The 22,833-nt window shown below is 57.9% G+C and carries 16 protein-coding genes; 15 read left to right on the top strand and 1 reads right to left on the bottom strand.

Features of this window, described 5'->3' with window-relative positions; genetic code table 11:
- Position 1 precedes the first annotated feature (1 nt).
- The 5 genes from argB (at position 2) to argH (ending at position 6,067) form a co-directional block, all read left to right on the top strand.
- Positions 2 to 799 (top strand): acetylglutamate kinase, encoded by a 798-nt coding sequence (gene argB, locus ACI5FR_RS18125; protein WP_405456807.1) that lies wholly within the window; start codon positions 2 to 4, stop codon positions 797 to 799.
- 6 nt (positions 800 to 805) lie between these two features.
- Complete coding sequence (locus ACI5FR_RS18120) at positions 806 to 1,999, top strand: acetylornithine transaminase (RefSeq protein ID WP_405456806.1); 1,194 nt, start codon at positions 806 to 808, stop codon at positions 1,997 to 1,999.
- Between the two features lie 36 nt (positions 2,000 to 2,035).
- Positions 2,036 to 2,992 (top strand): ornithine carbamoyltransferase, encoded by a 957-nt coding sequence (gene argF / locus ACI5FR_RS18115; protein ID WP_405456804.1) that lies wholly within the window; start codon positions 2,036 to 2,038, stop codon positions 2,990 to 2,992.
- A 30-nt stretch (positions 2,993 to 3,022) separates the two neighbouring features.
- The gene (locus tag ACI5FR_RS18110; protein ID WP_405456802.1) at positions 3,023 to 4,261 is read left to right on the top strand and encodes an argininosuccinate synthase; all 1,239 of its coding nucleotides are present in this window, start codon (positions 3,023 to 3,025) and stop codon (positions 4,259 to 4,261) included.
- Positions 4,262 to 4,651: 390 nt separating this feature from the next.
- Entirely contained in the window at positions 4,652 to 6,067 is a 1,416-nt protein-coding gene (gene argH / locus ACI5FR_RS18105) for an argininosuccinate lyase (RefSeq protein ID WP_405456799.1), read from the top strand.
- 75 nt (positions 6,068 to 6,142) lie between these two features.
- Here argH and ACI5FR_RS18100 read toward each other — a convergent pair whose 3' ends face one another.
- On the bottom strand, positions 6,143 to 7,720 hold the full coding sequence (locus tag ACI5FR_RS18100; RefSeq protein WP_405456798.1) for a VanW family protein: 1,578 nt from the start codon (positions 7,718 to 7,720) through the stop codon (positions 6,143 to 6,145).
- A gap of 286 nt (positions 7,721 to 8,006) precedes the next feature.
- On the opposite strand from ACI5FR_RS18100, the gene ftsE reads away from it, so the two are divergent.
- From ftsE to uvrB, 10 genes are all read left to right on the top strand, one after another.
- Complete coding sequence (gene ftsE, locus ACI5FR_RS18095) at positions 8,007 to 8,693, top strand: cell division ATP-binding protein FtsE (protein WP_405456796.1); 687 nt, start codon at positions 8,007 to 8,009, stop codon at positions 8,691 to 8,693.
- Positions 8,683 to 9,600: a permease-like cell division protein FtsX gene (gene ftsX, locus ACI5FR_RS18090; RefSeq protein ID WP_405456795.1), complete on the top strand. Its 918-nt coding sequence runs from the start codon at positions 8,683 to 8,685 to the stop codon at positions 9,598 to 9,600. Before ftsE ends, ftsX begins: the two co-directional genes overlap by 11 nt.
- 45 nt (positions 9,601 to 9,645) lie before the next feature.
- Positions 9,646 to 10,842, top strand: a complete 1,197-nt coding sequence (locus ACI5FR_RS18085; protein ID WP_405456990.1) for a murein hydrolase activator EnvC family protein — start codon at positions 9,646 to 9,648, stop codon at positions 10,840 to 10,842.
- A gap of 146 nt (positions 10,843 to 10,988) precedes the next feature.
- Positions 10,989 to 12,440, top strand: a complete 1,452-nt coding sequence (locus ACI5FR_RS18080) for a S41 family peptidase (protein WP_405456793.1) — start codon at positions 10,989 to 10,991, stop codon at positions 12,438 to 12,440.
- 247 nt (positions 12,441 to 12,687) lie between these two features.
- Complete coding sequence (locus ACI5FR_RS18075; RefSeq protein ID WP_405456790.1) at positions 12,688 to 13,971, top strand: PDZ domain-containing protein; 1,284 nt, start codon at positions 12,688 to 12,690, stop codon at positions 13,969 to 13,971.
- A gap of 352 nt (positions 13,972 to 14,323) precedes the next feature.
- Positions 14,324 to 15,592, top strand: coding sequence for an FAD-dependent oxidoreductase (locus tag ACI5FR_RS18070; protein ID WP_405456787.1), 1,269 nt, complete (start codon positions 14,324 to 14,326; stop codon positions 15,590 to 15,592).
- Positions 15,593 to 15,637: 45 nt separating this feature from the next.
- The gene (locus ACI5FR_RS18065) at positions 15,638 to 16,951 is read left to right on the top strand and encodes an ABC transporter substrate-binding protein (RefSeq protein WP_405456786.1); all 1,314 of its coding nucleotides are present in this window, start codon (positions 15,638 to 15,640) and stop codon (positions 16,949 to 16,951) included.
- 49 nt (positions 16,952 to 17,000) lie between these two features.
- Entirely contained in the window at positions 17,001 to 19,529 is a 2,529-nt protein-coding gene (locus ACI5FR_RS18060; RefSeq protein WP_405456784.1) for a right-handed parallel beta-helix repeat-containing protein, read from the top strand.
- Entirely contained in the window at positions 19,514 to 20,422 is a 909-nt protein-coding gene (locus ACI5FR_RS18055; RefSeq protein WP_405456782.1) for a helix-turn-helix transcriptional regulator, read from the top strand. Before ACI5FR_RS18060 ends, ACI5FR_RS18055 begins: the two co-directional genes overlap by 16 nt.
- Before the next feature lie 311 nt (positions 20,423 to 20,733).
- Positions 20,734 to 22,743, top strand: coding sequence for an excinuclease ABC subunit UvrB (gene uvrB, locus ACI5FR_RS18050; protein WP_405456780.1), 2,010 nt, complete (start codon positions 20,734 to 20,736; stop codon positions 22,741 to 22,743).
- The last annotated feature ends 90 nt before the right edge of the window (positions 22,744 to 22,833 follow it).

The raw sequence follows: 22,833 nt of genomic DNA, 5'->3' as shown, positions 1-22,833 counted from the left end.
AATGAGTCAGTCTTGCTTTGTTATGAAATGCGGGGGCAGCACGCTCGCGGCGCTGCCCGATTCCTTCTTCGCCGATCTGCGAGCCCTGCAAACGGACGGGATGATCCCCGTCATCGTGCATGGCGGCGGTCCGGCGATCTCCGAGATGCTCGGCAAGCTCGGCATCGAGACGGAGTTCGTAGGCGGCCTGCGCAAGACGAATGACGCGGTGCTGGACGTCGTCGAGATGGTGCTGGCCGGCCAGATTAACAAGGAGATCGTACGCCGCATCCAACTGTCGGGCGGCCGAGCGCTGGGCTTGTCCGGCGAGGACGGGCACCTGATCCACGCCGAGCCGGTAGCGAATGCGAGCGAGATCGGTTTCGTCGGCGACGTAACGCATGTGAACGGCGAGCTCGTCCAAGGCATCGTGGACCTGGGCTACATGCCGGTCATCGCGCCGATCGGGCTGGATGCGAAGGGACAGCGGTACAACATCAACGCCGACACGGCGGCCGGTGCGGTTGCCTCCCATATCGGCGTGGAGCGGATGATCGTCGTGACCGACGTGCCAGGCATCCTGAAGGAGATCGACGGCGTGAAGCAAGTGCTGCCGGTCGTGACCGTGGCCGAGACGGAAGCGATGATCGCGAGCGGCGACATCTACGGCGGCATGATCCCGAAGGTCCGGGCGGCTACGCAATGCATCCAGGGGAAGGTGCAGGAGGTCGTCATCGTGAACGGCAGCGAGCCGGGCGTCCTGAGCAAAGTTTTGAACGGCGATCCCATCGGGACGCGAATTACACGGGGAACGGAGTGAGAAACCATGAGTGAGCAGCAGAGCGCATTGTTTCCGACGTATGCCAGATTTCCGATCACGATGGTGAAGGGCGAAGGCAGCAAGCTGTGGGACGATCAAGGGAACGAGTACCTCGATTTCGCGAGCGGGATTGCGGTGACGAACCTCGGCCACACCCCGAAGCGGGTGAGGGACCGGCTCGTCGAGCAGCTCGATCAGCTGTGGCATGTGAGCAACCTGTTCCACATCCCGAATCAAGAACAGCTGGCGCAGCTGCTGACCGCGAACAGCTTCGCGGACGCCGTATTCTTCTGCAACAGCGGCGCGGAGGCGAACGAAGCGGCGATCAAGCTGGCTCGTCGATACAACTCCAAGATTCTCGGCAACGACCGCTACGAAGTGATCACGTTCCAGACCTCGTTCCACGGACGGACTTTGGCTACTCTGACCGCTACCGGGCAAGATAAAGTCAAAGAAGGCTTCCACCCGTTACCGGTGGGCTTCGTGCATGCTCCGTATAATGACGTGGAAGCGCTGAAATCGTTCGTGACGGACAAAACGTGCGCCATCATGCTTGAGTTCGTGCAGGGCGAAGGCGGGGTTATCCCGGCGACGCCGGAATTCGTGCAGGAAGTGGTGCGCTTATGCGACAAGCATAACCTGCTCCTCATCGCGGATGAAATCCAAACCGGGATCGGGCGGACTGGCAAGCTGTTCGCCTACGAGCACTACGGCGTCGAGCCGGACATCATGACGCTGGCCAAAGGGCTCGGCAGCGGCTTCCCGATCGGCGCGATGCTCGGCAAGGCGAAGCTGCGCGACGCCCTCTCGGCAGGCAGCCACGGCACGACCTTCGGCGGCACGCCGATCGCCACCGCGGCAGGGATCGCCACGCTGGAGCAGATGCTCGAAGAGAAGCTCGTCGACCGCGCAGCGGAGAAAGGGGCTTACCTGCAGAATCAGCTGAAGGCGAAGCTCGCCGGCAATCCGCTGGTCAAGACGGTACGCGGCCTGGGGCTGCTCATCGGCATCGAGTGCGCTCAGCCTGTAGGCGAAATGGTGTCCGCGATGCACAAGCAAGGACTCATCGTCATCAGCGCGGGCCCGAACGTGATTCGGCTGCTGCCGAACTTCCTCGTCACGGACGAGGAGCTGAACCGCGGCGCCGAGATCATCAGCCGGGTGCTGGCCGAGCAAGCTTCCGTGGCCGGCGCGTCCTGACCGCCCGTCGAATCTGAAGAGAAAGAAGGAATGAGCATGGCCGAAGCTACAATGGAAGAGATGATCGCCAGCCTGAAGGGAAGAGATTTTCTCGCGCTGGATGACTATACACCGGAAGAACTGCTTTATTTGATCGACCTGGCGATCGATTTAAAAAAGAAACAAAAGGCCGGGGAAGTGTACCAGCCGCTCAAGGGCAAGACGCTCGGAATGATCTTCGAGAAGTCGTCGACGCGGACACGGGTTTCGTTCGAAGTCGGGATGTACCAGTTGGGCGGCCACGCGCTCTTTTTGAGCAAAAACGATCTGCAGCTGGGTCGGGGTGAACCGGTCTGGGATACCGCGCAAGTGATGTCCCGTTACCTGGACGGCATCATGATCCGGACGTTCGAGCATCGCCGCATCATCGAGCTCGCCCGCGGCGCTACGATCCCCGTTATCAACGGTCTGACCGATCTGGAGCATCCGTGCCAGGTGATGGCGGACTATCAGACAGTGCTGGAGCACAAGGGCCGCCTGAAAGGGCTCAAAATCGCGTATATCGGCGATGGGAATAATATGGTACACTCCTTGATGATGGGAGCGGCCAAGCTCGGAATGCACATCTCGGTCGCTTCGCCGGAAGGGTACATGCCGAATGCGGAAGTGCATCGCGCGTCCAAGGAGAATGCAGCTCGGACCGGCGGTTCGGTGTACGTGTGCCAAGATCCGAAGGAAGCGATCGCCGATGCGGACGTGGTCTACACGGACGTATGGGCCAGCATGGGCTTCGAAGAAGAGCAGCAGGAGCGGGAGAAGGCGTTCCGCAACTTCCAAGTGAACGAAGATCTTGTGAAATACGCGAAAAAGGATTACTTGTTCCTGCATTGTCTGCCTGCCCATCGGGGCGAGGAAGTGAGCGAGGGCGTCATTGACGGCCCGAACTCGATTATTTTCGACCAGGCGGAGAACCGGCTGCACGCGCAAAAAGCCATTATGGCAGCCCTGATGTAGGGTGAATTCATAGCTAAAGGGGAAACGAAGATGGCAAAAGATAAAATCGTCCTGGCCTACTCCGGCGGTCTCGATACGTCCGTCATTCTGGCGTGGCTGAAGGAGACGTACGACGCGGAAATCATTACGTTCACGGCGAATATCGGCCAAGGCGACGAGCTGGACGGCCTCGAGGAGAAGGCGCTTCGCACGGGCGCGACCAAGGCGTATATCGACGACTTGACCGAAGAGTTCGCGCGCGACTTCATCAACCCGATGTTCGCGGCGGGCGCGCTGTATGAAGGGCAATACTTGCTCGGCACGAGCATCGCCCGTCCGCTGATCGCGAAGCGGATGGTCGAGATCGCCCGCGCGGAAGGCGCGAAGTATATCGCGCACGGCGCGACCGGCAAGGGCAACGACCAAGTGCGCTTCGAGCTGACCGCGGCGGCGCTGGCACCGGAGATTGAAGTGATCGCGCCTTGGCGCGACGAAGTGTTCCGCGAGACGTTTCCGGGCCGCGCGGAGATGATCGCCTATGCCGAAAAGCACGGCATCAACGTCACCGCGAGCGCGGCCAAGCCGTACTCGACGGACCGCAACCTGCTGCACATCAGCTTCGAGAGCGGCATGCTGGAGGATCCTTGGTTCGACGCCGCGGCGGATTCGAACCGCGATATGTACGTGCTGAGCGTAGATCCGCAGGATGCGCCGGATGAGGCGGAATACATCGAGCTGGAATTCGAGAAGGGCATCTGCGTCGCCATCAATGGCGAGCGTATGATCCCGCTGAAAATTATGGAGACGCTGAATGAGATCGGCGGCAAGCACGGCATCGGCCGGGTGGACATGGTCGAGAACCGCTTCGTCGGCATGAAGAGCCGCGGTGTGTACGAGACGCCAGGCGGCACGATTCTGTTCACGGCTCACCGCAAGATGGAGTCGCTGACCATGGACCGCGAAGTGATGCATCTGCGCGACGGCTTGATTCCGCGCTATGCTTCGCTTGTGTACAACGGCTTTTGGTTCGCACCGGAACGCCTCGCGATCCAGGCGCTCGTGACCGAGAGCCAGAAGAACGTGACGGGGACGGTTCGCCTGAAGCTGTACAAGGGCAACGTCATCGGCGCCGGTGTGAAGAGCCCGGTCAGCCTGTACAACCCGAACATCGCAACGATGGAAGCCGACCCGACACAAGCGTACAATCAGAACGACGCGACCGGCTTCATCCGGTTGAACGCGCTTCGTCTGAAGGTCGCTTCGGGCGTGCATCAAAACGCGGACAAGTAGGCTTACAGCAACGAAGCTGCAGAACGAATCCAGAATTCAACGTGCTACATCCAGAAGGGGCCGCGCATAGCGGCCCATTTTTGGGACAAAAAGAAGAAGGCTTTCGGCTCTCGGCGGATCGGAGAGGGAAAACCTCCTCTGTTTGCGCCGATTTTATGATTTTCGGCTGCTTCAGGGGGAAAAGCTCCCTCTCTTTCGGGATGAAACCCCTAATTGGATGGATTTCGTCTAAAAGAGAGGGAGGAATTCCTCTACATGGAACCGATACATCGGAAAATCCATCGAAAAGGGGGAGAAATTCCCTCTTAGGCGAGGATTTACGGGGATATTTTTCGGAAGAGGGCGTTTTTTGAACAAAAGAGACTCGAAGTGCGAAAGGAAGTGGATGGCGTGTCCAAACTGTGGGGTGGCCGGTTCACCAAAAAAACGGATCAATTGGTTGAAGAATATACAGCTTCCATCATGTTCGACAAGGAATTGGCGGAGGAAGACATCCAGGGCAGCCTCGCCCACGTCGCGATGCTGGGCAAACAAGGCATTCTGCCTATGGCGGACGTGGAAGCGATCCAGGACGGCTTGCACCGGGTGATGAACCGGATCCGCCGCGGAGAGCTGGAGTTCTCCATTAGCGACGAAGATATCCATATGAACATCGAGAAGGCGCTGATCGACGATGTAGGGCCGGTAGGCGGCAAGCTGCATACCGGACGGAGCCGCAACGACCAAGTGGCGACGGACATGCACTTGTATTTGCGCAAGCGCGTCGTCGAGTTCGTGGGGCTGCTGGGCAAACTGCAGGAAGCGCTGCTCACGCAAGCGAAGGCGAATCTGGAGACGATCGTGCCGGGGTATACGCATCTGCAGCGGGCGCAGCCGATCCTGTTCGCGCACCATCTCATGGCGTATGTGTCCATGTTCCAGCGGGACGCGGAGCGGCTGCAGGACAGCTACAAGCGCATCAATGTGCTCCCCCTGGGCGCGGGCGCTTTGGCCGGGACTACCTTTCCGATCGACCGGCATTTCGTCGCGTCGAAGCTGGGTTTTGACCGGGTGTACGAGAACAGCCTGGACGCCGTAAGCGATCGCGATTTTATCGTCGAGTTCCTGTCGAACGCTTCGATGATCATGATGCACCTGTCGCGCTTCTGCGAAGAGCTCGTGCTGTGGTCGAGCACCGAGTTCCAATTCGTCGAGCTGGACGACGCCTTCTGCACGGGAAGCAGCATCATGCCGCAGAAGAAGAACCCGGACGTGGCCGAGCTCGTGCGCGGCAAGACGGGGCGCGTCTACGGCAATCTGGTCGGGATGCTGACGGTGCTGAAATCGCTGCCGCTCGCCTACAACAAGGACATGCAGGAAGACAAGGAAGGTATGTTCGATACCGTACGGACGCTTCAAGGCGCCTTGCAGCTGTTCGCGCCGATGGTGGCGACGATGAAGGTGAACAAGGACCGGATGCGCCAGGCGGTGAACCAGGATTTCTCCAACGCGACGGACATTGCCGACTTCCTCGTGAACAAGGGATTGCCGTTCCGGCAAGCGCATGAAGTGATCGGCAAGACGGTGCTGTATTGCATTCAGAACAAGAAGTATTTGCTCGACCTGACCCTCGAAGAGTTCACCCAGTTCTCCAAGCTGTTCGACGAAAATATCTACAAAGTGCTGCAACCGGAGCATGTCGTGAACGCCCGCAACGTCTATGGGGGAACGGCCTCGAACCAAGTGGCGGAAGCGATCGAGCGCGCCGAGCAGGAATGGCGGAAGACGCAGGAATGGGTCGACGCTTATTTGGAGAAAAGCAAGTAGAAGGATGTAGACTGTATGAGCCGCAAGTGCGAGCGAAAAGCAAAAAGCCGCATTTAGCGGCTTTTTTGTATGTCTCTACTGCCGGAAGGCTCCCGTGATGCGGTTGAATGTAGGCCCGCTGATGCCGTCTTCCAGGACGTTGCGCTTTTCCTTGGGGGCGCCTGGGGTGGGCTTCTGGGGCGAATCCGCCGCTTTTTGCCGTGCCACTAATGTCGGCTGGGGCGAATAGGTGTCTTTGGAAATGCGCTCTTGGGCTTCAACAACCCCGTTCTTTTTACGAATGCGGTACGTTTCGACAACATAACCGGGTTTGCCTTCGAGCAGCAGCACTTCCTGGTTCGCGGCCAGCGTCGGGTTGGCGACGACTTTGACAGGCGGGGCGATCGTCTCGATCGTGTTGGAGACGATCTCATAGGTCACGGCTTCGTCCATGCGGCCGAACAGCTTCACGGTAATTCCCGTCTCGGTCACATCGGTTCGGATCAGCAGATGGCTGCCCGTGGTGTTCCGGAACCGAAAGTTGATCCAGCCATCCGCGAACGTGGCGTCCTGCCCCAAGGGGGCATAGCTGATCGGCAGAGAGTGGTTTCGGCGCTCCGTAATTTTCAGGCCTGCCCGCAGGACCGCATTGTATAATGTGGTCGACACCTGACAGATGCCGCCTCCGATGCCGGGGACGAGCTTGCCGTTCAGGATGACGGGAGCCTCCTGGAAACCGAATTGCTTCTCCGTGGCCCGGATGATTTGGCTGTAGTCGAACTCCTCGTCCGGTTTCAGCAAGGTGTCTTGAATCGTTTGCGCGGTCGAGCGGATATTGTGCTTGCGTCCCTCTCCGCTGATGGGGAAAAAGGTGCTGAATTCCGCGATTTTGCGATCGACCCCCTGGGCGCGAAGCATGTCGACTGTCACGGCGGGCGGGATCGTCTGCAGGGGGAGCGTGACCGGGATCGGATCCTTGGCGTTCGCCGCCAAGCGGAGGTCCGGAGCGCCCGTCGCGGAGGCGGACCGCTCGCGAAACAGCTGCTCGGCTAGAGTGCCGAGCTGGGTGAGCAAGGCGTCGGCGTCCACCTGGAGCGCCGACTGCCCCGGCACATAGCCGACGCGATCGTCGGCCGTGATGATGCGCCGCGCATCCTGCGGGCGGGCTTGCAGCAGCTGCGGCCAGCGCGAGCCTACGGCGCGCAGGGCGGCGGTGCGCTCGGCGCGCAGCTCGAGCGGCAGGCGCGTTCCGCGGAGGCTCCAGCGGGCGCGCGCCCGCTCGAGCCGGGAGCCGCGGAACAGCCGCTCGGCGTCGGCGTCCAGGCGCGACGCGTCCACCTTCAGCCCTAGCTCCGCTAGGCTGAAGGTGGACGTCGCGCCTGCGCCCGCGGCGCCTGCGCCCGCGGCGCCTGCGCCCGCGGCGACGGCGCCTGCGCTCGCTGCGCCCTGCGGCAGCTCGAAGCGGATGCGGCGCTGCAGCAGCGCGTCGAGCCGCTGCCCCAGCTCGTCACGGAAGGCGGCTTCGCTCATGCCGCCAATCCGCCAATCGCCCCAGGCGAAGCCGGCGGGGAAGGTCTTTTGTCCGCCGTAGACGGCGATCGCCGCCATTCCGAGCGCCCATAGCGCGATCGCAACCGCCAGGACGGTTTTCCACTTCTGCCACATCCACCTCATTTGCGATCCCCCTAGGATGTACGACATGAAAACGGCCCCACGCGCCGGAATGAACGCGTTTTTGAGGCTGGCGATTTATTGGATGGCTCATCCAACCCCTTGTACAACCATCTATATGCGTCTCTCCCGCGAACTATTTCCCCCTCCTAAAATCCGACAACCCGGCCAAATGAGGTCAAACGCCGAAGCACTGTGCTAAAACGTGTTGAAAATCACGAATTTTTAGAGGAATTGCGGCATTTATGTCGAACCCTTAGTAGCTAACTATTTTCAGGATGTGATTTGGTTGATTGAAATGCAGGACGTTTGGAAGACGTATCCTGACGGGACACAGGCTTTACGCGGCGTTAGCGTCAAGATTGACCCGAGTGAATTCGTTTACGTAGTGGGTCCTTCCGGTGCCGGGAAGTCCACTTTTATGAAACTAATATATCGCGAGGAACGCCCGACCCAAGGGCACATTTTCGTGAACGGCTTTAATCTCGACCGGTTGAAGCCCCGCAAAATCCCGTATGTCCGGCGCAACATCGGCGTCATTTTCCAAGACTTCAAGCTGCTCCCCAAACTCACCGTGTATGAAAATGTCGCTTTCGCCATGGAAGTGGTCGAAGCCCCGAAGAAGCTGATCAAGAAGCGTGCCCTCGACGTGCTGGAGCTCGTCCGGCTGCGCGGGAAGGCCGACAGTTATCCAACCCAGCTCTCCGGCGGCGAACAGCAGCGCGTAGCGATCGCCCGGGCCGTGGTGAACAATCCGTCGGTCATAATAGCGGACGAGCCTACAGGCAACCTGGACCCGGACAATTCCTGGGACATCATGAAGCTGCTGGAGGAAATCAATTTTCGCGGCGCCACCATCGTCATGGCCACCCACAACCGGGAAATCGTGAACACGATGCGCAAACGGGTGCTAGCCGTCGAACACGGCCTTATCGCTCGCGACGAGCTCAGAGGGGAGTACGGCTATGAAGATTAGAACCTTCGTCCGTCACACCCGCGAAGGCACGCGCAACGTAATCCGCAACGGTTGGATGACGTTCGCCTCCATCGGAGCCATCTCCATCTCCCTGTTCATCCTAGGCGTGTTCTTGATTCTGGCGCTGAATGTGAATTATTTGGCGACTCAGATCGAAAGTCAGGTCGAGATTCGCGTCTACCTCGAGGTGAACACGAGCGACGCCCAGATCCAGGCGGTACGCAACGAGATCGCGGGAATTCCGAACGTCCGGCAAGTAACCTTCGTGTCGAAGGAAGACGGCATGAAGCTGCTGCGGGAGAAGCTGGGGAACGACGGACGGGAGCTGCTGGAGGGCTTCGACGGCGACAACAATCCGCTGAACGATTCCTTCACCGTGGAAGTCGACGATCCGCATGCGGTCAATCAAGTGGCCGATCGGATTCAGCAGGTGAACCAAGGCAAGAACCCGAAGCCGATCTACAAAGTGAGCTACGGCAAAGGCACGGTCGAAACGCTCTTCCGCGTCACCGCCATCGTGCGCAATGTCGGACTCGTCTTCGTCGGGCTGCTGTCTTTCACCGCGATGTTCCTCATCTCCAACACGATCAAGATCACCATCGTCGCGAGGCGTAAGGAGATCGGCATCATGAAGCTGGTCGGCGCGACCAACGGCTTCATCCGCTGGCCGTTCTTCATCGAGGGCGGACTGCTAGGGCTGGTCGGTTCGGCTATTCCGGTGGCCATCCTGCTCTACGGATACATGGAATTTTACAATTTTACGAAGCTCGAGCTCGGGCTCATGCTCATTAAACTGATTCCCATCAATGAGCTCATGTGGATGTTAGCCGGTCTGCTGTTAGGCATCGGGATCATGATCGGCATTTGGGGTACGCTGCTGTCCGTCCGTAAATTTTTGCGAGTGTAACCATAGATGGATTCGCCCAAGAAAGAAGGAGGCCCTGCATTGAAAGTGAACAAGAAATCGTCCCTGTCCCTGTTCATGGCCGTAGGCATCACCTTGATGATCGCCCTGCCCGGCACCGGCTACGCCCTGACCGACAAAGAAATTGACGACCAGCTCCGGCTGAATGAGAAAAAGGCGGTGGAAGCCGCCAAAGCGGCGCAGGACGCCGAGAAGCAAAAGAAGGAAGTTACGCAGCAAAAGGCGCAAGAGGTCAAAAGCGCGCAAGAAATCGCCAAGCAAATCGAAGATCAGAACGATCAGCTGACCGCGTTGTATCAGCAGACGGAGCAAGTGACCGAACAGCTGAAGCAGACGAACAAGCAGCTCGTCGAAGCCGAGGATCGGGTGACCGCCCGCGACAATCTGATGAAATCGAGAGTCCGGCTCATGTATACGAACGGCTTCGTCTCCTACCTCGAAGTGCTGCTCGACTCCACCAGCTTCAGCGATTTTCTGGACCGCTATCAGGCGCTCAAGTCGATCGTCGGGCAGGATAAGGAAATTCTCGAGGCGAACAAAAAGGACAAGCAGGCCGTAGCGGACAAAAAAGTTCAGGTGGAAGGGCAGCTGGCGCAAGTGCAGACGCTCACCACCCAAGCGGAGATCATTAAGAATTCGCTTGTGGCGAAGGAAAAAGAAAAGGAAGTGTTGATCGCCAGCTACACTAGTAAAGAGAAGGCGCTGGAAATGATCAGCGAGCAGCAGCAGCAGGAGTCGGCGAAGCTGGCCCAGCAGAACAAGGAATTGCTAGCGAAGAAGCGCGAGAATCAGGCGAAGGCGAGCACCGTTTCCCCTTATACGGGCGGACAGCTGCTCTGGCCATTGCCGGGCCGTACGGCGCTGTCCTCCGGGTTCGGCTACCGCGTCGATCCGATCAACAAGGCGGACGCCAACCACACGGGTGTCGATATCCCGGCTCCCGCGGGGACTTCGATCCTAGCGGCCGAGTCCGGCACTGTCATTATTGCGCGTTACGTGAACGGGTACGGCAATACGGTGGTGATCGACCATGGGTCCATCGAATCATGGTATGGGCATATTCGCAACGGCGGGATCGTCGTGAAGGAAGGCGACGAGGTGAAGCGCGGGCAGAAGATCGCGGAGGTCGGCTCGACCGGTCGGTCCACCGGCAACCATTTGCATTTCGAAATTCGCAAAAACAGCACGCCGGTGAACCCGCTGCCGTATGTAACGGCTAAGTAAGCGAGACGCGGGACGCGGGACGCGATTCATAAATCGTACATGCCTGTCATACAATAGGGAAGTCCAACCAATAGAACCCGAATTTCGCATGTGAACGGCATGGAAGTTGGGGACACAAGCCGGGTATGAAGGGCGGTGCGAACCGAATGTTTTTGAAGGGCCGCAATCTGGTAGTATTCATTGCCTTCCTGCTGCTCGGGATGTTTGCCAGCAGCATTCTGACTTTGACGATCGTACAGCCTTCCAGTTTGGCGGAGAGAGGACAAGCAAACCCGCCGGACGGGGCGAGCGGTCTGTCGGCGGCCGAATGGAACAAGCTGTCCACCACGTTCAAATTGATTCAAGACAACTATGTCAGCGAAGTGGATAAAAGCAAGTTGATCGACGGAGCGGTGAACGGCATGCTGGGAGCTCTGGACGATCCTTATACGACCTATATGGATCCGAAGGAAGCGAGCCAGTTCCAGGACGTGCTGAACTCCTCCTTCCAAGGCATCGGAGCGGAAGTCTCGCTGGAGGAGGGCCGGGTGAAGGTCGTTTCGCCGATCAAGGGGTCGCCGGCCGAGAAAGCCGGGATTCTGGCGAACGACATCATCTTAGCGGTGAACGGCGAAAAGCTGGACGGCCTGACCTTGACGGAGGCGGTGGCGAAAATTCGCGGACCCAAAGGGTCGCAAGCGAAGCTGCAAATTAACCGGCCTGGCATGGACACCATCGAAGTGATCGTCGTCCGCGACGATATTCCGGTAGAGACCGTGTATTCCGAGATGCTGGAAGGGCAAGTCGGCAAAATCGAGATTCGCGAATTCGTGCAGCACACGGCCCAGAAGTTCAAGGAAGCGCTCAAACAGCTGGAGGATCAAGGCATGAAGGGACTGGTCATCGATGTGCGGAACAACCCGGGCGGCTTGTTCCCGGCCGTCATCGAGATGTCGGAGCCGTTCCTCGCGTCGGGGAAGACGATTGTTCAAGTCGAGGACCGCAATGGGGAGAAGCAGGCCACGGTGTCCAAAGGGACCGGTAAGAAATATCCGGTCGCGGTCTTGATCAATAACGGCAGCGCCAGCGCATCCGAGATCATGGCAGGCGCGCTGCAGGAGATGGGCGGCGCGAAGCTGGTCGGCGAGAAAACGTACGGCAAAGGCACGGTCCAAATCACATTCGATAAAGAGTTCGGGGACGGCAGCAACATCAAGATGACGATCATGAAATGGCTCACTCCGAATGGGAATTGGATTCATAAGAAGGGCATCGCCCCCGATATTCCGGTCGAGCAGCCGGCTTACTTCAAGGTCGCTCCGCTGTCCAAGAAGACGACGCTGAAGCAGGACATGGCCGGGGACGATGTGAAAAACCTGCAAATCATGCTGGAAGGGATCGGTCAGACACCAGGTCGGACGGACGGATACTTCAACGACAAGACGGTCATTGCGGTCAAGGCGTTCCAGCGGCTGAATAACCTGCCGGTCACGGGCGAAGTCGATGAGAAGACGGCGCAAAAGCTGGAGGAGACGGTCGCCAAAGAGATTCGCAGCGCGAAGAACGATTTGCAGCTTAAGGCCGCTGTGCAATACATCCAGTCCTCGGCGGGGAAATGATCCTCGGACGGGATCGGAGTTCATAACGGGAAAGGCTGGAAACTTGCCTGTAAGGGCAGGATAATGCCGGGCTCGCGTCGAAATGAGGAAAGAAGGGCAAGCAACCCTTCTTTCCTTTTTTGCTCATATAAGATGTTATTAACTCGGGGCCCCCGCAAAGTAATCGGTATAAGCTGCGAAGGCCAACGTCACTTTGTGGGGTTTCTTGTCGTGTCCGGATGCATTGCATTGTTAAAGGAGATGGCCAATGAGTGTTTTCGTAGACGTTTTCGATCGGTTGGGGCAAGCGTTCCTGCAGGGACTGCTGCAGCCTTTTTATTACATAGGGATCCTGCTGGTCGCCTTCCATAGCTACAAACAAATTCAATTGGAGCGCAAGCTGTTCTCCACCCGGCTGCACTCGATGCTGGATACGACCGGACGCACCGTGCTGGGCGGCCTAGCGGCCGGATTCTTAGGCTCGGTCGCGATGGCTTTCGTAGGGGCGACCTTGACGCTCGAAGCTTTGTGGTGGATCTGGGGGCTGACCGTATTGCTGGCGCTGCTGCGGATCCGGTTCTTCTGCATGGCTTATGCGGCGGGGGTGCTCGGCATGCTGCACGAAGTGGCCGCCCTCTTCCCGTCGATCGGGGAAGGGACGTGGCTGGAGGGCGCGGCCGCTTCGCTGCGGGACGTGCAGATGCCCGCGTTAATCGCGCTAGTCGGAATTCTCCATCTGATGGAGGCGGCGTTCGTGAAGTGGCAGGGCAGCCGGCTCGCCATGCCGTTGTTCGTGGAGAACAAGCGGGGCCGGATGGTCGGCAGCTACCGGCTGCAGCAGTTCTGGCCCGTCCCGCTGTTCCTGCTCGTTCCGATGGCGGGCGGCTCGGCTGCCGAACTGCCCTGGACTCCGCTCTTCGGCGGGGAGGCGTGGGCCGGAGGCTGGGGATTCGCGGCCTTCCCCGTCATGCTCGGGTACGCGGAGACGACCCTCTCCCGGCTGCCGCGGGAGAAGGCGGCCGAGAGCGCCAAGCGTCTGCTGATCTATGCCGTAGTCGTGATTGGCCTTGCCGCTCTGGCCGAATGGGTGCCGGCGATGGTTGCGCTCGCTTCCTTCCTCGTCATCGGGCTCCACGAGTTGTTAGTGTGGTTGGGTGAACGCGCGGAAGCGCAGGAACCCCCGAGATACGTTCACGGCGCAAGGGGGCTGACGATCCTGGCGGTACTGCCCCGGGGGCCGGCGGCCGAGATGGGGCTGGAAGCGGGAGAAGTGATCCTGAAGGTGAACGGGATTGCCGTGAACTCTCGACTGGAGCTTCACCGGGCATTAAGCGTCAATCCGGCTTACAGCAAGCTGGAGGTGCTGAATCTAGAAGGGCAGAGCAAGTTTGTAGGACGGGCCATATTCGCCGATGACCATTATCAAATTGGGATCGTGCTGTGTCCGGACGAGCAAGTTCGGTACATTGCGTCGACGAAGGAACGGAGCTTGGTCCAGTTGTGGAAGCGGTCCTGGAAAGGGACGCGGGCGCATAAGGGCGAGACGGTTTAGGAACTCCTCTGCCTGCCCTCCCCACGCGCCAACTGAACGCCAACGCCAAGGGCCGTCCGTCAATGGTTTTTACAATGAACATCAAACCCAATTGGGATAATCGCGGAGGAGCCGGATGCGAGGATCCGCACGTCCGGTTCTGTGAGAGGCGCATGCATTTGCATGCGCCTACTCTATTTAGGCGGTCTATTTGTATTCCCCACGAAAAAAATCGAATGCAGGGAAAAGCACAATCAATGAAAATAAGTGCATATTTCATTAAATTGTTGTATCGTTTTCTTCTGTAAATTCGCTTTATACTGTGGAGGAAATGATAAATAAATGCATATACAGCCAGATAGGAGAGGAATGAATGAGAAGCAACCATACGGATTTCGATGTGATCGTTGCGGGAGGTGGGCCGAGCGGCATCGCCGCTGCGATCGCTTCCGCCCGAGAAGGAGCCAAGACGCTGCTTGTCGAACGTTACGGTTTTCTGGGCGGAGCGGGAACTGCCATGATGGTGAACCCGTGGATGTCGTATCGAGCGGGGGATGGAGGGGAACAAATCATTTTCGGCGTGCTTCAGGAATTGATCGACGGCATGACCGAACTCGGGATGTACGGGCACCCGAAAGCAAGAAACGCGTTCGATCCGGAAGCGCTCAAATATGTCGCCGAGCACCTGTGTCTGGAAGCCGGAGTTACTCTGCTGTATCATACGTTTCTGGCGGGCGCGAAGATGAGCGGGGACGGGCGAACGATCGAAACGATTCAATTGGCCAACAAGGCGGGGCTTGTCGACATGAGCGCACGGATTTTCGTGGACACTACGGGCGACGCGGACTTGGCGTCGTTGGCCGGAGCCGTCGTGGAGAAGGGACGTGAAGTGGACAGCAACTGCCAGCCGATGACGCTTAATTTCCGCATGGCCGATGTCGACATTCCGCGGATGCCGGACAAACAGGAAATCACCCGGCTCTATTTGGAGGCGAAAGCTCGGGGGGAGCTGGATTGCCCGCGCGAGGATGTACTGTGGTTTTATGCGAACCAGCCGGGAGTGATCCACTTCAATACGACCCGGGTCATTTTGAAGGACGCGATCGATCCGTGGCAGCTGACAGAGGCCGAAATCGAAGGTAGACGTCAAGTGCAGCAGCTGGTGGCTTTTTTGAAAAGGCACGTCGCTGGATTTGAAAACGCTTACTTGCAAACGACCGCCCCGCAAATCGGTGTTCGCGAATCGCGGCGGATCATGGGGGAACACGTATTGACGGCCCAAGAGCTCCTATCGGCATGCAAGTTCGACGATGTCATCGCCCGCGGCGCCTACCCGGTCGACATCCACAACCCGACAGGCAGCGGAACCATCATCCAAAAATTAAAGCCGGGAGAATGGTACGACATTCCGCTGCGCTCCCTGATTCCGTTGAACATCGAGAACCTGCTCGTCGGCGGCCGCCCGATCTCGGCCACGCATGAAGCGCATTCGGCTATCCGGGTACAGCCGATCGCCATCGCCATCGGACAGGCCGCGGGTACCGCAGCGGCGCTTTGCGTGCAAGACAACGTCAATCCGCGCCAAATTCAAGCAACCAAGGTACAGCAATCGTTGCAGAAGCAGGGGGCCAATCTGTATTAAGTTAGGAAAGCTTCACAATAGGAGATTAGAGAGGGTGGATTCAGCATGTTTCAAATGGGTCGCAAGTTTTTAAGTTTGATGATGATCGCTAGTCTTGTAGTTATTATGATTACGGCATGCGGCAATTCCGGCAATACTGGCAAATCCGCAGAGAAGAGCAACGTGGCCGACGCTGGGGCTCCGCCTGCCCCGGTTACTCTAACCTTTTTTACCCATGGGAATTCGATCGTCTTGGCGGAAACCATCGAGTCGCTCGTCCAGAAGAAGTTCCCGCACGTAACGCTGAAAACGATCAAGGACGGCAAAGGCTCAACCATATTCGACGTCCTAGGGGGCGGGCAAACCCCCGATCTGATCTCCTACTCGCTCGGCAGTCTGCAGGATTTGAGAACGCTGCGTCTGCTCGGCGACATGACGCCTCTTATCCAGAAGCACCAGTTCGACCTCGATCGCCTGGTTCCCGGCGCCGTGGATGCGGTAAAGGCGTTTTCCGACAAAGGGGAATTCCTGATGATGCCGTTCGAGCTGAACAACAATGCGATCTATTACAACAAGAACATCTTCGATAAATTCGCGGTTCCTTATCCGAAGGATGGTATGACTTGGGAAGAGCTGCTCGACATCGCCAAGAAGGTGACGAGATCCGATGGCGGGGTTCAATACAGGGGCTTCCAATATAATGCGCTAAATGTGGTGTACAAAGACCAGTTAGCGCTCGGCTTCGTCGATCCGAAAACGAACAAGGCGGCGATCAACACCGACTCATGGAAACGTTGGCTGGACGTGATGACCTCCTTCTACAAAATCGTAGGCAACGAACAGGCCGGCGATGAGAAGATTAATTTTCTGAAAAACCAGAATGTGGCTATGCGTACTGGACCGAATTACATTACCGAATTGCCCGCGGCGATGGAGGCCGGCCTGAACGTCGATTTCGTATCGCTGCCCAGATTCGAAGGGATGAGCGCTTCGAGCTCACAGATGAACGCGCCGTTCTATGTGATTCCGCCTTCGTCTCCGAATAAGGATACTGCTTTCCAGGTCATCGCCTACCTTTTGTCAGACGAGGTGCAAACGATTATGGCGCGTCAGGGCAGAATCCCGATCATCAACAAGGAGAGCATCAAGAAGGAGTACGCGAAAGATTTGAAAGGAATGGAAGGGAAAAACTTGTCCGCTTTCTTCCAGGATGCCATAGCCAAGCCGGTGCCCTCGACGGCGTTCGACGGGCAGGCTAAGTCGATTTTCACCAATGCGGCGCTCGTGCCGGTGTATCAAGGCAAAAAAGACATTAACACCGCGCTCCGGGACGCGGAAGAGCAGATTAACAAAGCGATCGAAACGGAAATGAAAAAGTAAGCCGCTTCGTCCAGTACGATCCACATTGATTGGAGGAGGAATGAAACGGATGAGTGAGCACCCGATGAACGATGAACGGCAGGGGGACAACCAAACAAGAGGGAACCGGTTGTCGCGGCGGAGGTTTCTGTCCTATACGCTGGGCGGCTCGAGTGCTTTGCTCGCGGCCGGCATGGTAGGACCGGTCCGTTTCCTGGAAGACCAGTCTACGGTTAATGCGGCCACATATGGAAATGGGGGCGGGGCCGGGAATGTGGTTTCCGGTTTGTTAGGCAGCCAGGCTTCCGCCACATTGGGATTTAAGTCAGTCGCAAGCATGAAGCTGGCTTCCCTGCCGGCCGGCACAACTGTACAGACTACAGGCTATTACGAAGAGCCGCGTGGAGGAACTGCTTACCGGGTTGTCTCCCGCGGCGAGTACGACACGCTTCGAGGCAATACACTCGGTCCTGGAGACGCGCTCAACGGGAGCGGCTACATTGATCATCTGTTGGCCAACGACAATGTGGCCGTTATGAGCGGAAGCGGACCCGTCGATCTGGCCGCGGTCGGATTGCGAGGGCCTAGCGATGCCTACGCGGCCGATAATTCGGCCGCCTTGCAAGCCGCTCTCTGGTATCCTCTATCGGTGCTGACCGCTTTCGGAACATACGCCTTCAGCCGCGAAAGCATCGCCGATCTCGGGCAGGAGGGAGAGCTGGACATCTCCGGAGATTGCCGGTTTCGGCTCGCCGCCGGATCAATCGTCAATACGGATTCGGATTACGACCATCATGTGGCTATTCTCCGCGTGCAGGGGGGAGAACGATTCAGCATTCGCGGCGTCGCCTTTGACGGCAACCGGGACGGTCAAACGTATCCGGCGACAAGGAATACTTTCGGCAGAGGGACGGTCCCGAGAAGGACCAACGGAATCCTTGAGGTGTGTCCGTCCGGAAGCGCGTACAGAACGCGTCGGGTGATGATCGAACAGTGCTCGTTCGAGCATGCTTACCTGAGCGGAGCCATGTTCATCCAATGTGACGAAGTGATTATTCGGAACAATTATTCCGCCAACAATACGATCAACGGTTTCGGCGGCGCCGGCTTTGGCACGCTCCTATTCGAGGGAAATACCAGTTGCCGGGACGGGTGGAGCGACATCTACACTTCCGACCGATACGAGGGGGATCGGGCGCAGCTGCAAATCCGGGAATGGCCGAAGGATTACACGGCTGCCACGGAACGGATGCCGGTCATCGACATCGCCGAGTCCGAACGGAACAAGCGGGTCGTCGTTCACGGGAATACGAGCGACCAGCCTGGTGTGATCGGCATCTTCGTCCGCGCTTGCGAGCAATGCCTCGTCACGGATAATGTCATCCGTAACGCAGGCTACAAACGCCGAAGCGGTAGCTATTCCCCGACCGCGATATGGGGCGATTTCGGAAAATTCTCGATCACCGGCAACGAAATTATGACCTCAGCCGTCATGCCTGGAGACATGCTGCCTGACGGAATACGAGTAGTGAGCTTCACGGGTAACGGGATCGAACGAACCGGGGGGCCATGGATCTCGATGCAAGGGCGCTATTATTCGATCATCGCCGATAACCGGATTACATGCGGCCAGACATTCGGCGCCGGCCCGTTCGACGACAACGCCAGCAAGCGGCTGCTGCACAATAAAGGCATTATTATGAGCAGCGAGTGCCTTGTCCGAGGCAATGTAATCGAAGGCTGCGCCAATGTTCCGATCGAGGCGATCAACGATAACAATTTCAGCAGCGAAGCTTTGCGGGATATCGGCATTTGCGACAATGAAATCTTCAACACGACGGGGAGCAGCATCATCAATCTCAGGAGCTACGGCTCTCCGACGGGAAATCCCCGCAATTTCGAAATAAGCGGCAACAAGGTGTACGACGTACGGTCCGCCATTGCCGGCTCGGACGCCAGGCAGATGGTCCAATTTTCTCCGGCGTGGGCTACATTCGACGTACATGACGTCACCATAGCGGGTAATCGCTTCTATTGTCTCAATACAGCGGATGCCACCAAGAACTACGGGGGTGTCCGGTTTCGCGGAAGCTCGGGAAGTCGGGGCATCGTGATTCGCGATAATCAATTCGTCGATGTGCTGAACGCGGTGCGTACCGAGTCTTTTGCCGAGCTTGGGATAAGAGGCAATACCGTACGAAATGGATTGAGACTGCTGTACGCGGATGTGGCTGCAGGCGGCCATGCCGGCAAGCTGATGATCGACGGCAACAGCTGCTCGGGCATCACCGGGCAGTGCGTCAATCTCAATGTCGGCGGAAGCGGGAAGGTTTTGGCCGAGCTCGTGGTTGTGGCCAATTCATGGAGCGGGACCGGTTCCACCTATGCCGGGTTGTCTCCCGGCGTTTCCCCAGCCGTTTACAATCTGGATCGGAACGTCGACACGATGGCGGTGAGAGTCGTTCCGAGACGGTCTTTCTCTGGCATCCCCACGTTTAACGCGCAGCATCTGGGGGAAATCATCAGAAGCGCCGACGGTCCCTCCGATTATATAGCCGTGCAGGTAGGGACGGGAGCTGGCGATTGGAAGACCCTGTAAGCGCGATAGCGATCTTGATGGGGGGATCGAACTGGGGTACGATGGAGGCAAGCTCAGCATACGAAAGGGAGAATCCGTCGGTGCTTATCCATCCGATTCGTTTGATCAGCATCAGCTATTGGGAAGAGAAGCAGGCTTTCGTACAGCAGGTGGAGCAGGAGCGATGCTGGATGATGATCGCCGTCCAAGACGGCCGCTTCAGGTACGAAATCGATGGACGATCCGGCGAAGCCTCAGCCGGGGATATGATCCTCTGTCCGCCGTATATGGATTTTCACCGCGAAGTGTTTGCGCCCCTCACTTTTTTTTACATCAAATTTTATTATGCCGGGGAGGACCCTCTCGGAGTAGAACCCTTAATCGACCAGCTGCGCCGGTTGTTTTCCTATAAATTCACCCCTTCCGAGCGCGACCGGCTGTTCAACAATTTTCGGCATCTCCTCTGGGCGAGCCGGATGAGTCGGAACGAGCAGATGAGATGGGCGACCCATTTCGTCTACGATCTCTGGCTGCTGTTCTGCATGGAGGCGGAAGCTCTCGCCCAATACGGCAACGTCGTCAACGACCCGCTGATGAAAGAAGCGAAGGAAATGATCGAGCGGCACGCTTTTCGCGATGTTCAAATGAAAGATATCGTGGAATTTATAGGGATCCACCCGGTGCAATTCACCCGCCGGTTCCAGGCCGTATACGCGATGCCGCCCTCTAAGTATTTGTATTCGATCCGGATGGAAAAGGCCAAATCGCTGCTGGTGCAAACCAACTATTCCATCGACCGAATTGCCAGGCAGTGCGGGTACGAGAACGGCCTGTATTTCAGCCGGATGTTCACGAAGTATTATAAAATCAATCCTTCGAAGTATCGGAAAATCCATACCTTCCCTTCGCCGTGAATCGCTGTGGGTGCAAACGTTAGATTCAGTCCTGCCGGCCGCATCCCGAGAAGAGCCTTGTGCAGCAAGGCTCTTTTTTGTTGTGCGCCCAGCAATGGGCGATCATCTCTAGGGTGAACGTCCCGAAAGGGGGCTGGCGAGCGCCTGCCGTTGAGGACTGGGACTAGTCGCCCTCTTCCTAATCGATTCGTCTAGGTGGAATGAATTGGATGGATTTGCAAGCGAAGGGGAACAGGTGTATAATAGATGAGAACAAACATTCGCTATGATGGATAGGAATTCTAATATAGAGCAGGAGCGTTGACGCCAGGATGAAAGAGAACAACGATATTGTCGTCAATCCCCAATTGTTTGAGTTGGTATCGGAATATACGCCTCAGGGCGACCAGCCCCAGGCGATCGAGAAGCTGCTGGAAGGCGTGAGGGCCGGCCAGAAGTATCAGACGCTGCTGGGGGCGACCGGGACGGGCAAGACTTTCACGGCGGCACAGGTGATTGCCAAGCTGAACCGGCCGACGCTCGTCATAGCCCACAACAAGACGCTCGCCGCACAGCTGTGCAGCGAGTTTCAAGAGTTTTTCCCCAACAATGCCGTCTCCTACTTCGTCAGCTACTACGACTACTACCAGCCTGAAGCTTACATCGCTTCCTCCGACACGTACATCGAGAAGGACTCCAGCATCAACGAAGAGATCGATAAGCTGCGACATTCCGCGACGAGCTCGCTGTTCGAGCGGCGGGACGTCATTATCGTAGCGAGCGTGTCGTGCATCTACGGCTTGGGTTCGCCGCAGGAATACCGGGATCTCGTCCTGTCGCTGAGGGTCGGGATGGAACGCCCGCGCAATGAGATTCTGCACATGCTGGTCGACATCCAGTATCAGCGCAACGATCTGAACTTCGTGCGGGGGACGTTCCGCGTACGCGGGGACGTCATTGAGATTTTCCCGGCTTCGCACGGGGAACAGGCAATCCGGGTAGAGCTGTTCGGGGACGAGATCGAACGGATCACCGAGATCAACGTGCTCACCGGAGAGATTCTGGGGGAACGCGACCACGTGGCAATTTTCCCAGCGTCTCACTTCGTGACCCACGAGGAGCGGATGAAGCTGGCGCTCATCGACATCGAGCGTGAGCTCGAGGAGCGTCTGGAGGAGCTGAAGGCGAACGGCAAGCTGCTCGAGGCGCAGCGGCTGGAGCAGCGGACCCGGTACGACATCGAGATGATGCAGGAGATGGGCTTCTGCTCCGGCATCGAGAACTACTCGGGGCCGCTGACATTCCGCGAACGGGGCGCTACACCGTACACGTTATTCGATTATTTCCCGGACGACATGCTCGTCATCGTCGACGAATCCCACGTGACGCTTCCGCAGATTCGCGGCATGTACAACGGCGACCGGGCGCGGAAGGAAGTGCTCGTGGAGCACGGCTTCCGGCTGCCGTCAGCACTCGATAACCGCCCGCTGCGGTTCGAGGAGTTCGAGCAGAAGGTGAATCAGGCGATCTTCGTCTCCGCGACGCCTGGCCCTTACGAGCTCGAGCATTGTCCGGTGATGGTCGAGCAGATTATCCGGCCTACCGGCCTCGTGGATCCGCATATCGAGGTGCGGCCGACGAAGGGGCAGATCGACGATCTGATCGGCGAGCTGAACGACCGGATCCGCAAGGATGAGCGGGTGCTCGTCACGACTCTCACGAAAAAGATGGCCGAGGACTTGACCGATTACCTGAAGGAGATCGGCATCAAGGTCCGCTACATGCACTCGGACGTGAAGACGCTCGAGCGGATGCAGCTGCTGCGGGATCTCCGGCTGGGCGTATTCCACGTGCTGGTCGGGATTAACCTGCTGCGGGAAGGCTTGGACTTGCCTGAGGTATCGCTTGTCGCGATCCTGGACGCCGACAAGGAAGGATTCCTGCGTGCGGAGCGCTCGCTCATCCAGACGATCGGGCGCGCGGCGCGGAACGCTCAAGGCCACGTCATCATGTACGGCGACAAGATCACCGATTCCATGGAGAAGGCGATACGCGAGACCGATCGCCGCCGCGAGATTCAGGAAGCGTATAATGAGAAGCACGGCATTACGCCGCAGACGATTCAGAAGAAGGTCCGCGATGTGATCGAGGCGACGAAGGTCGCGGAGCAGAAGGCGGATTACTTGGGCTCGTTCAAGGACGAGAAGATGTCCAAGAAAGACCGCGCTTCGCTGATCGAGCGTCTGGAGGCCGAGATGAAGGAAGCGGCGAAGAGCCTGCAGTTCGAGCGGGCGGCTGAGCTGCGGGATGCGGTGCTGGAGCTGAAGGCGTTGCAAACTTAATCGTGTGGCTGGAAGGGGGAGCAAACCGGACCAAATCCTGCTTGTTCCCCCCTTCTCGCGGGCATGATACGATAGATAGAATGAGGGTTG

The organism is Paenibacillus sp. HJGM_3, from assembly GCF_045062745.1.
Taxonomy (GTDB): Bacteria; Bacillota; Bacilli; order Paenibacillales; family NBRC-103111; genus Paenibacillus_AA.
This window is presented reverse-complemented; position numbering and strand designations above follow the sequence as displayed.

What these genes read in the sequence shown, in the direction of transcription:
- argB (WP_405456807.1), top strand. Translation starts at nt 2, where the DNA reads ATGAGTCAGTCTTGCTTTGTTATGAAATGCGGGGGCAGCACGCTCGCG.
- ACI5FR_RS18120 (WP_405456806.1), top strand. Translation starts at nt 806, where the DNA reads ATGAGTGAGCAGCAGAGCGCATTGTTTCCGACGTATGCCAGATTTCCG.
- argF (WP_405456804.1), top strand. Translation starts at nt 2,036, where the DNA reads ATGGCCGAAGCTACAATGGAAGAGATGATCGCCAGCCTGAAGGGAAGA.
- ACI5FR_RS18110 (WP_405456802.1), top strand. Translation starts at nt 3,023, where the DNA reads ATGGCAAAAGATAAAATCGTCCTGGCCTACTCCGGCGGTCTCGATACG.
- ACI5FR_RS18100 (WP_405456798.1), bottom strand. Translation starts at nt 7,720, where the DNA reads ATGAGGTGGATGTGGCAGAAGTGGAAAACCGTCCTGGCGGTTGCGATC.
- ftsX (WP_405456795.1), top strand. Translation starts at nt 8,683, where the DNA reads ATGAAGATTAGAACCTTCGTCCGTCACACCCGCGAAGGCACGCGCAAC.
- ACI5FR_RS18080 (WP_405456793.1), top strand. Translation starts at nt 10,989, where the DNA reads ATGTTTTTGAAGGGCCGCAATCTGGTAGTATTCATTGCCTTCCTGCTG.
- ACI5FR_RS18075 (WP_405456790.1), top strand. Translation starts at nt 12,688, where the DNA reads ATGAGTGTTTTCGTAGACGTTTTCGATCGGTTGGGGCAAGCGTTCCTG.
- ACI5FR_RS18070 (WP_405456787.1), top strand. Translation starts at nt 14,324, where the DNA reads ATGAGAAGCAACCATACGGATTTCGATGTGATCGTTGCGGGAGGTGGG.
- ACI5FR_RS18065 (WP_405456786.1), top strand. Translation starts at nt 15,638, where the DNA reads ATGTTTCAAATGGGTCGCAAGTTTTTAAGTTTGATGATGATCGCTAGT.
- ACI5FR_RS18060 (WP_405456784.1), top strand. Translation starts at nt 17,001, where the DNA reads ATGAGTGAGCACCCGATGAACGATGAACGGCAGGGGGACAACCAAACA.
- uvrB (WP_405456780.1), top strand. Translation starts at nt 20,734, where the DNA reads ATGAAAGAGAACAACGATATTGTCGTCAATCCCCAATTGTTTGAGTTG.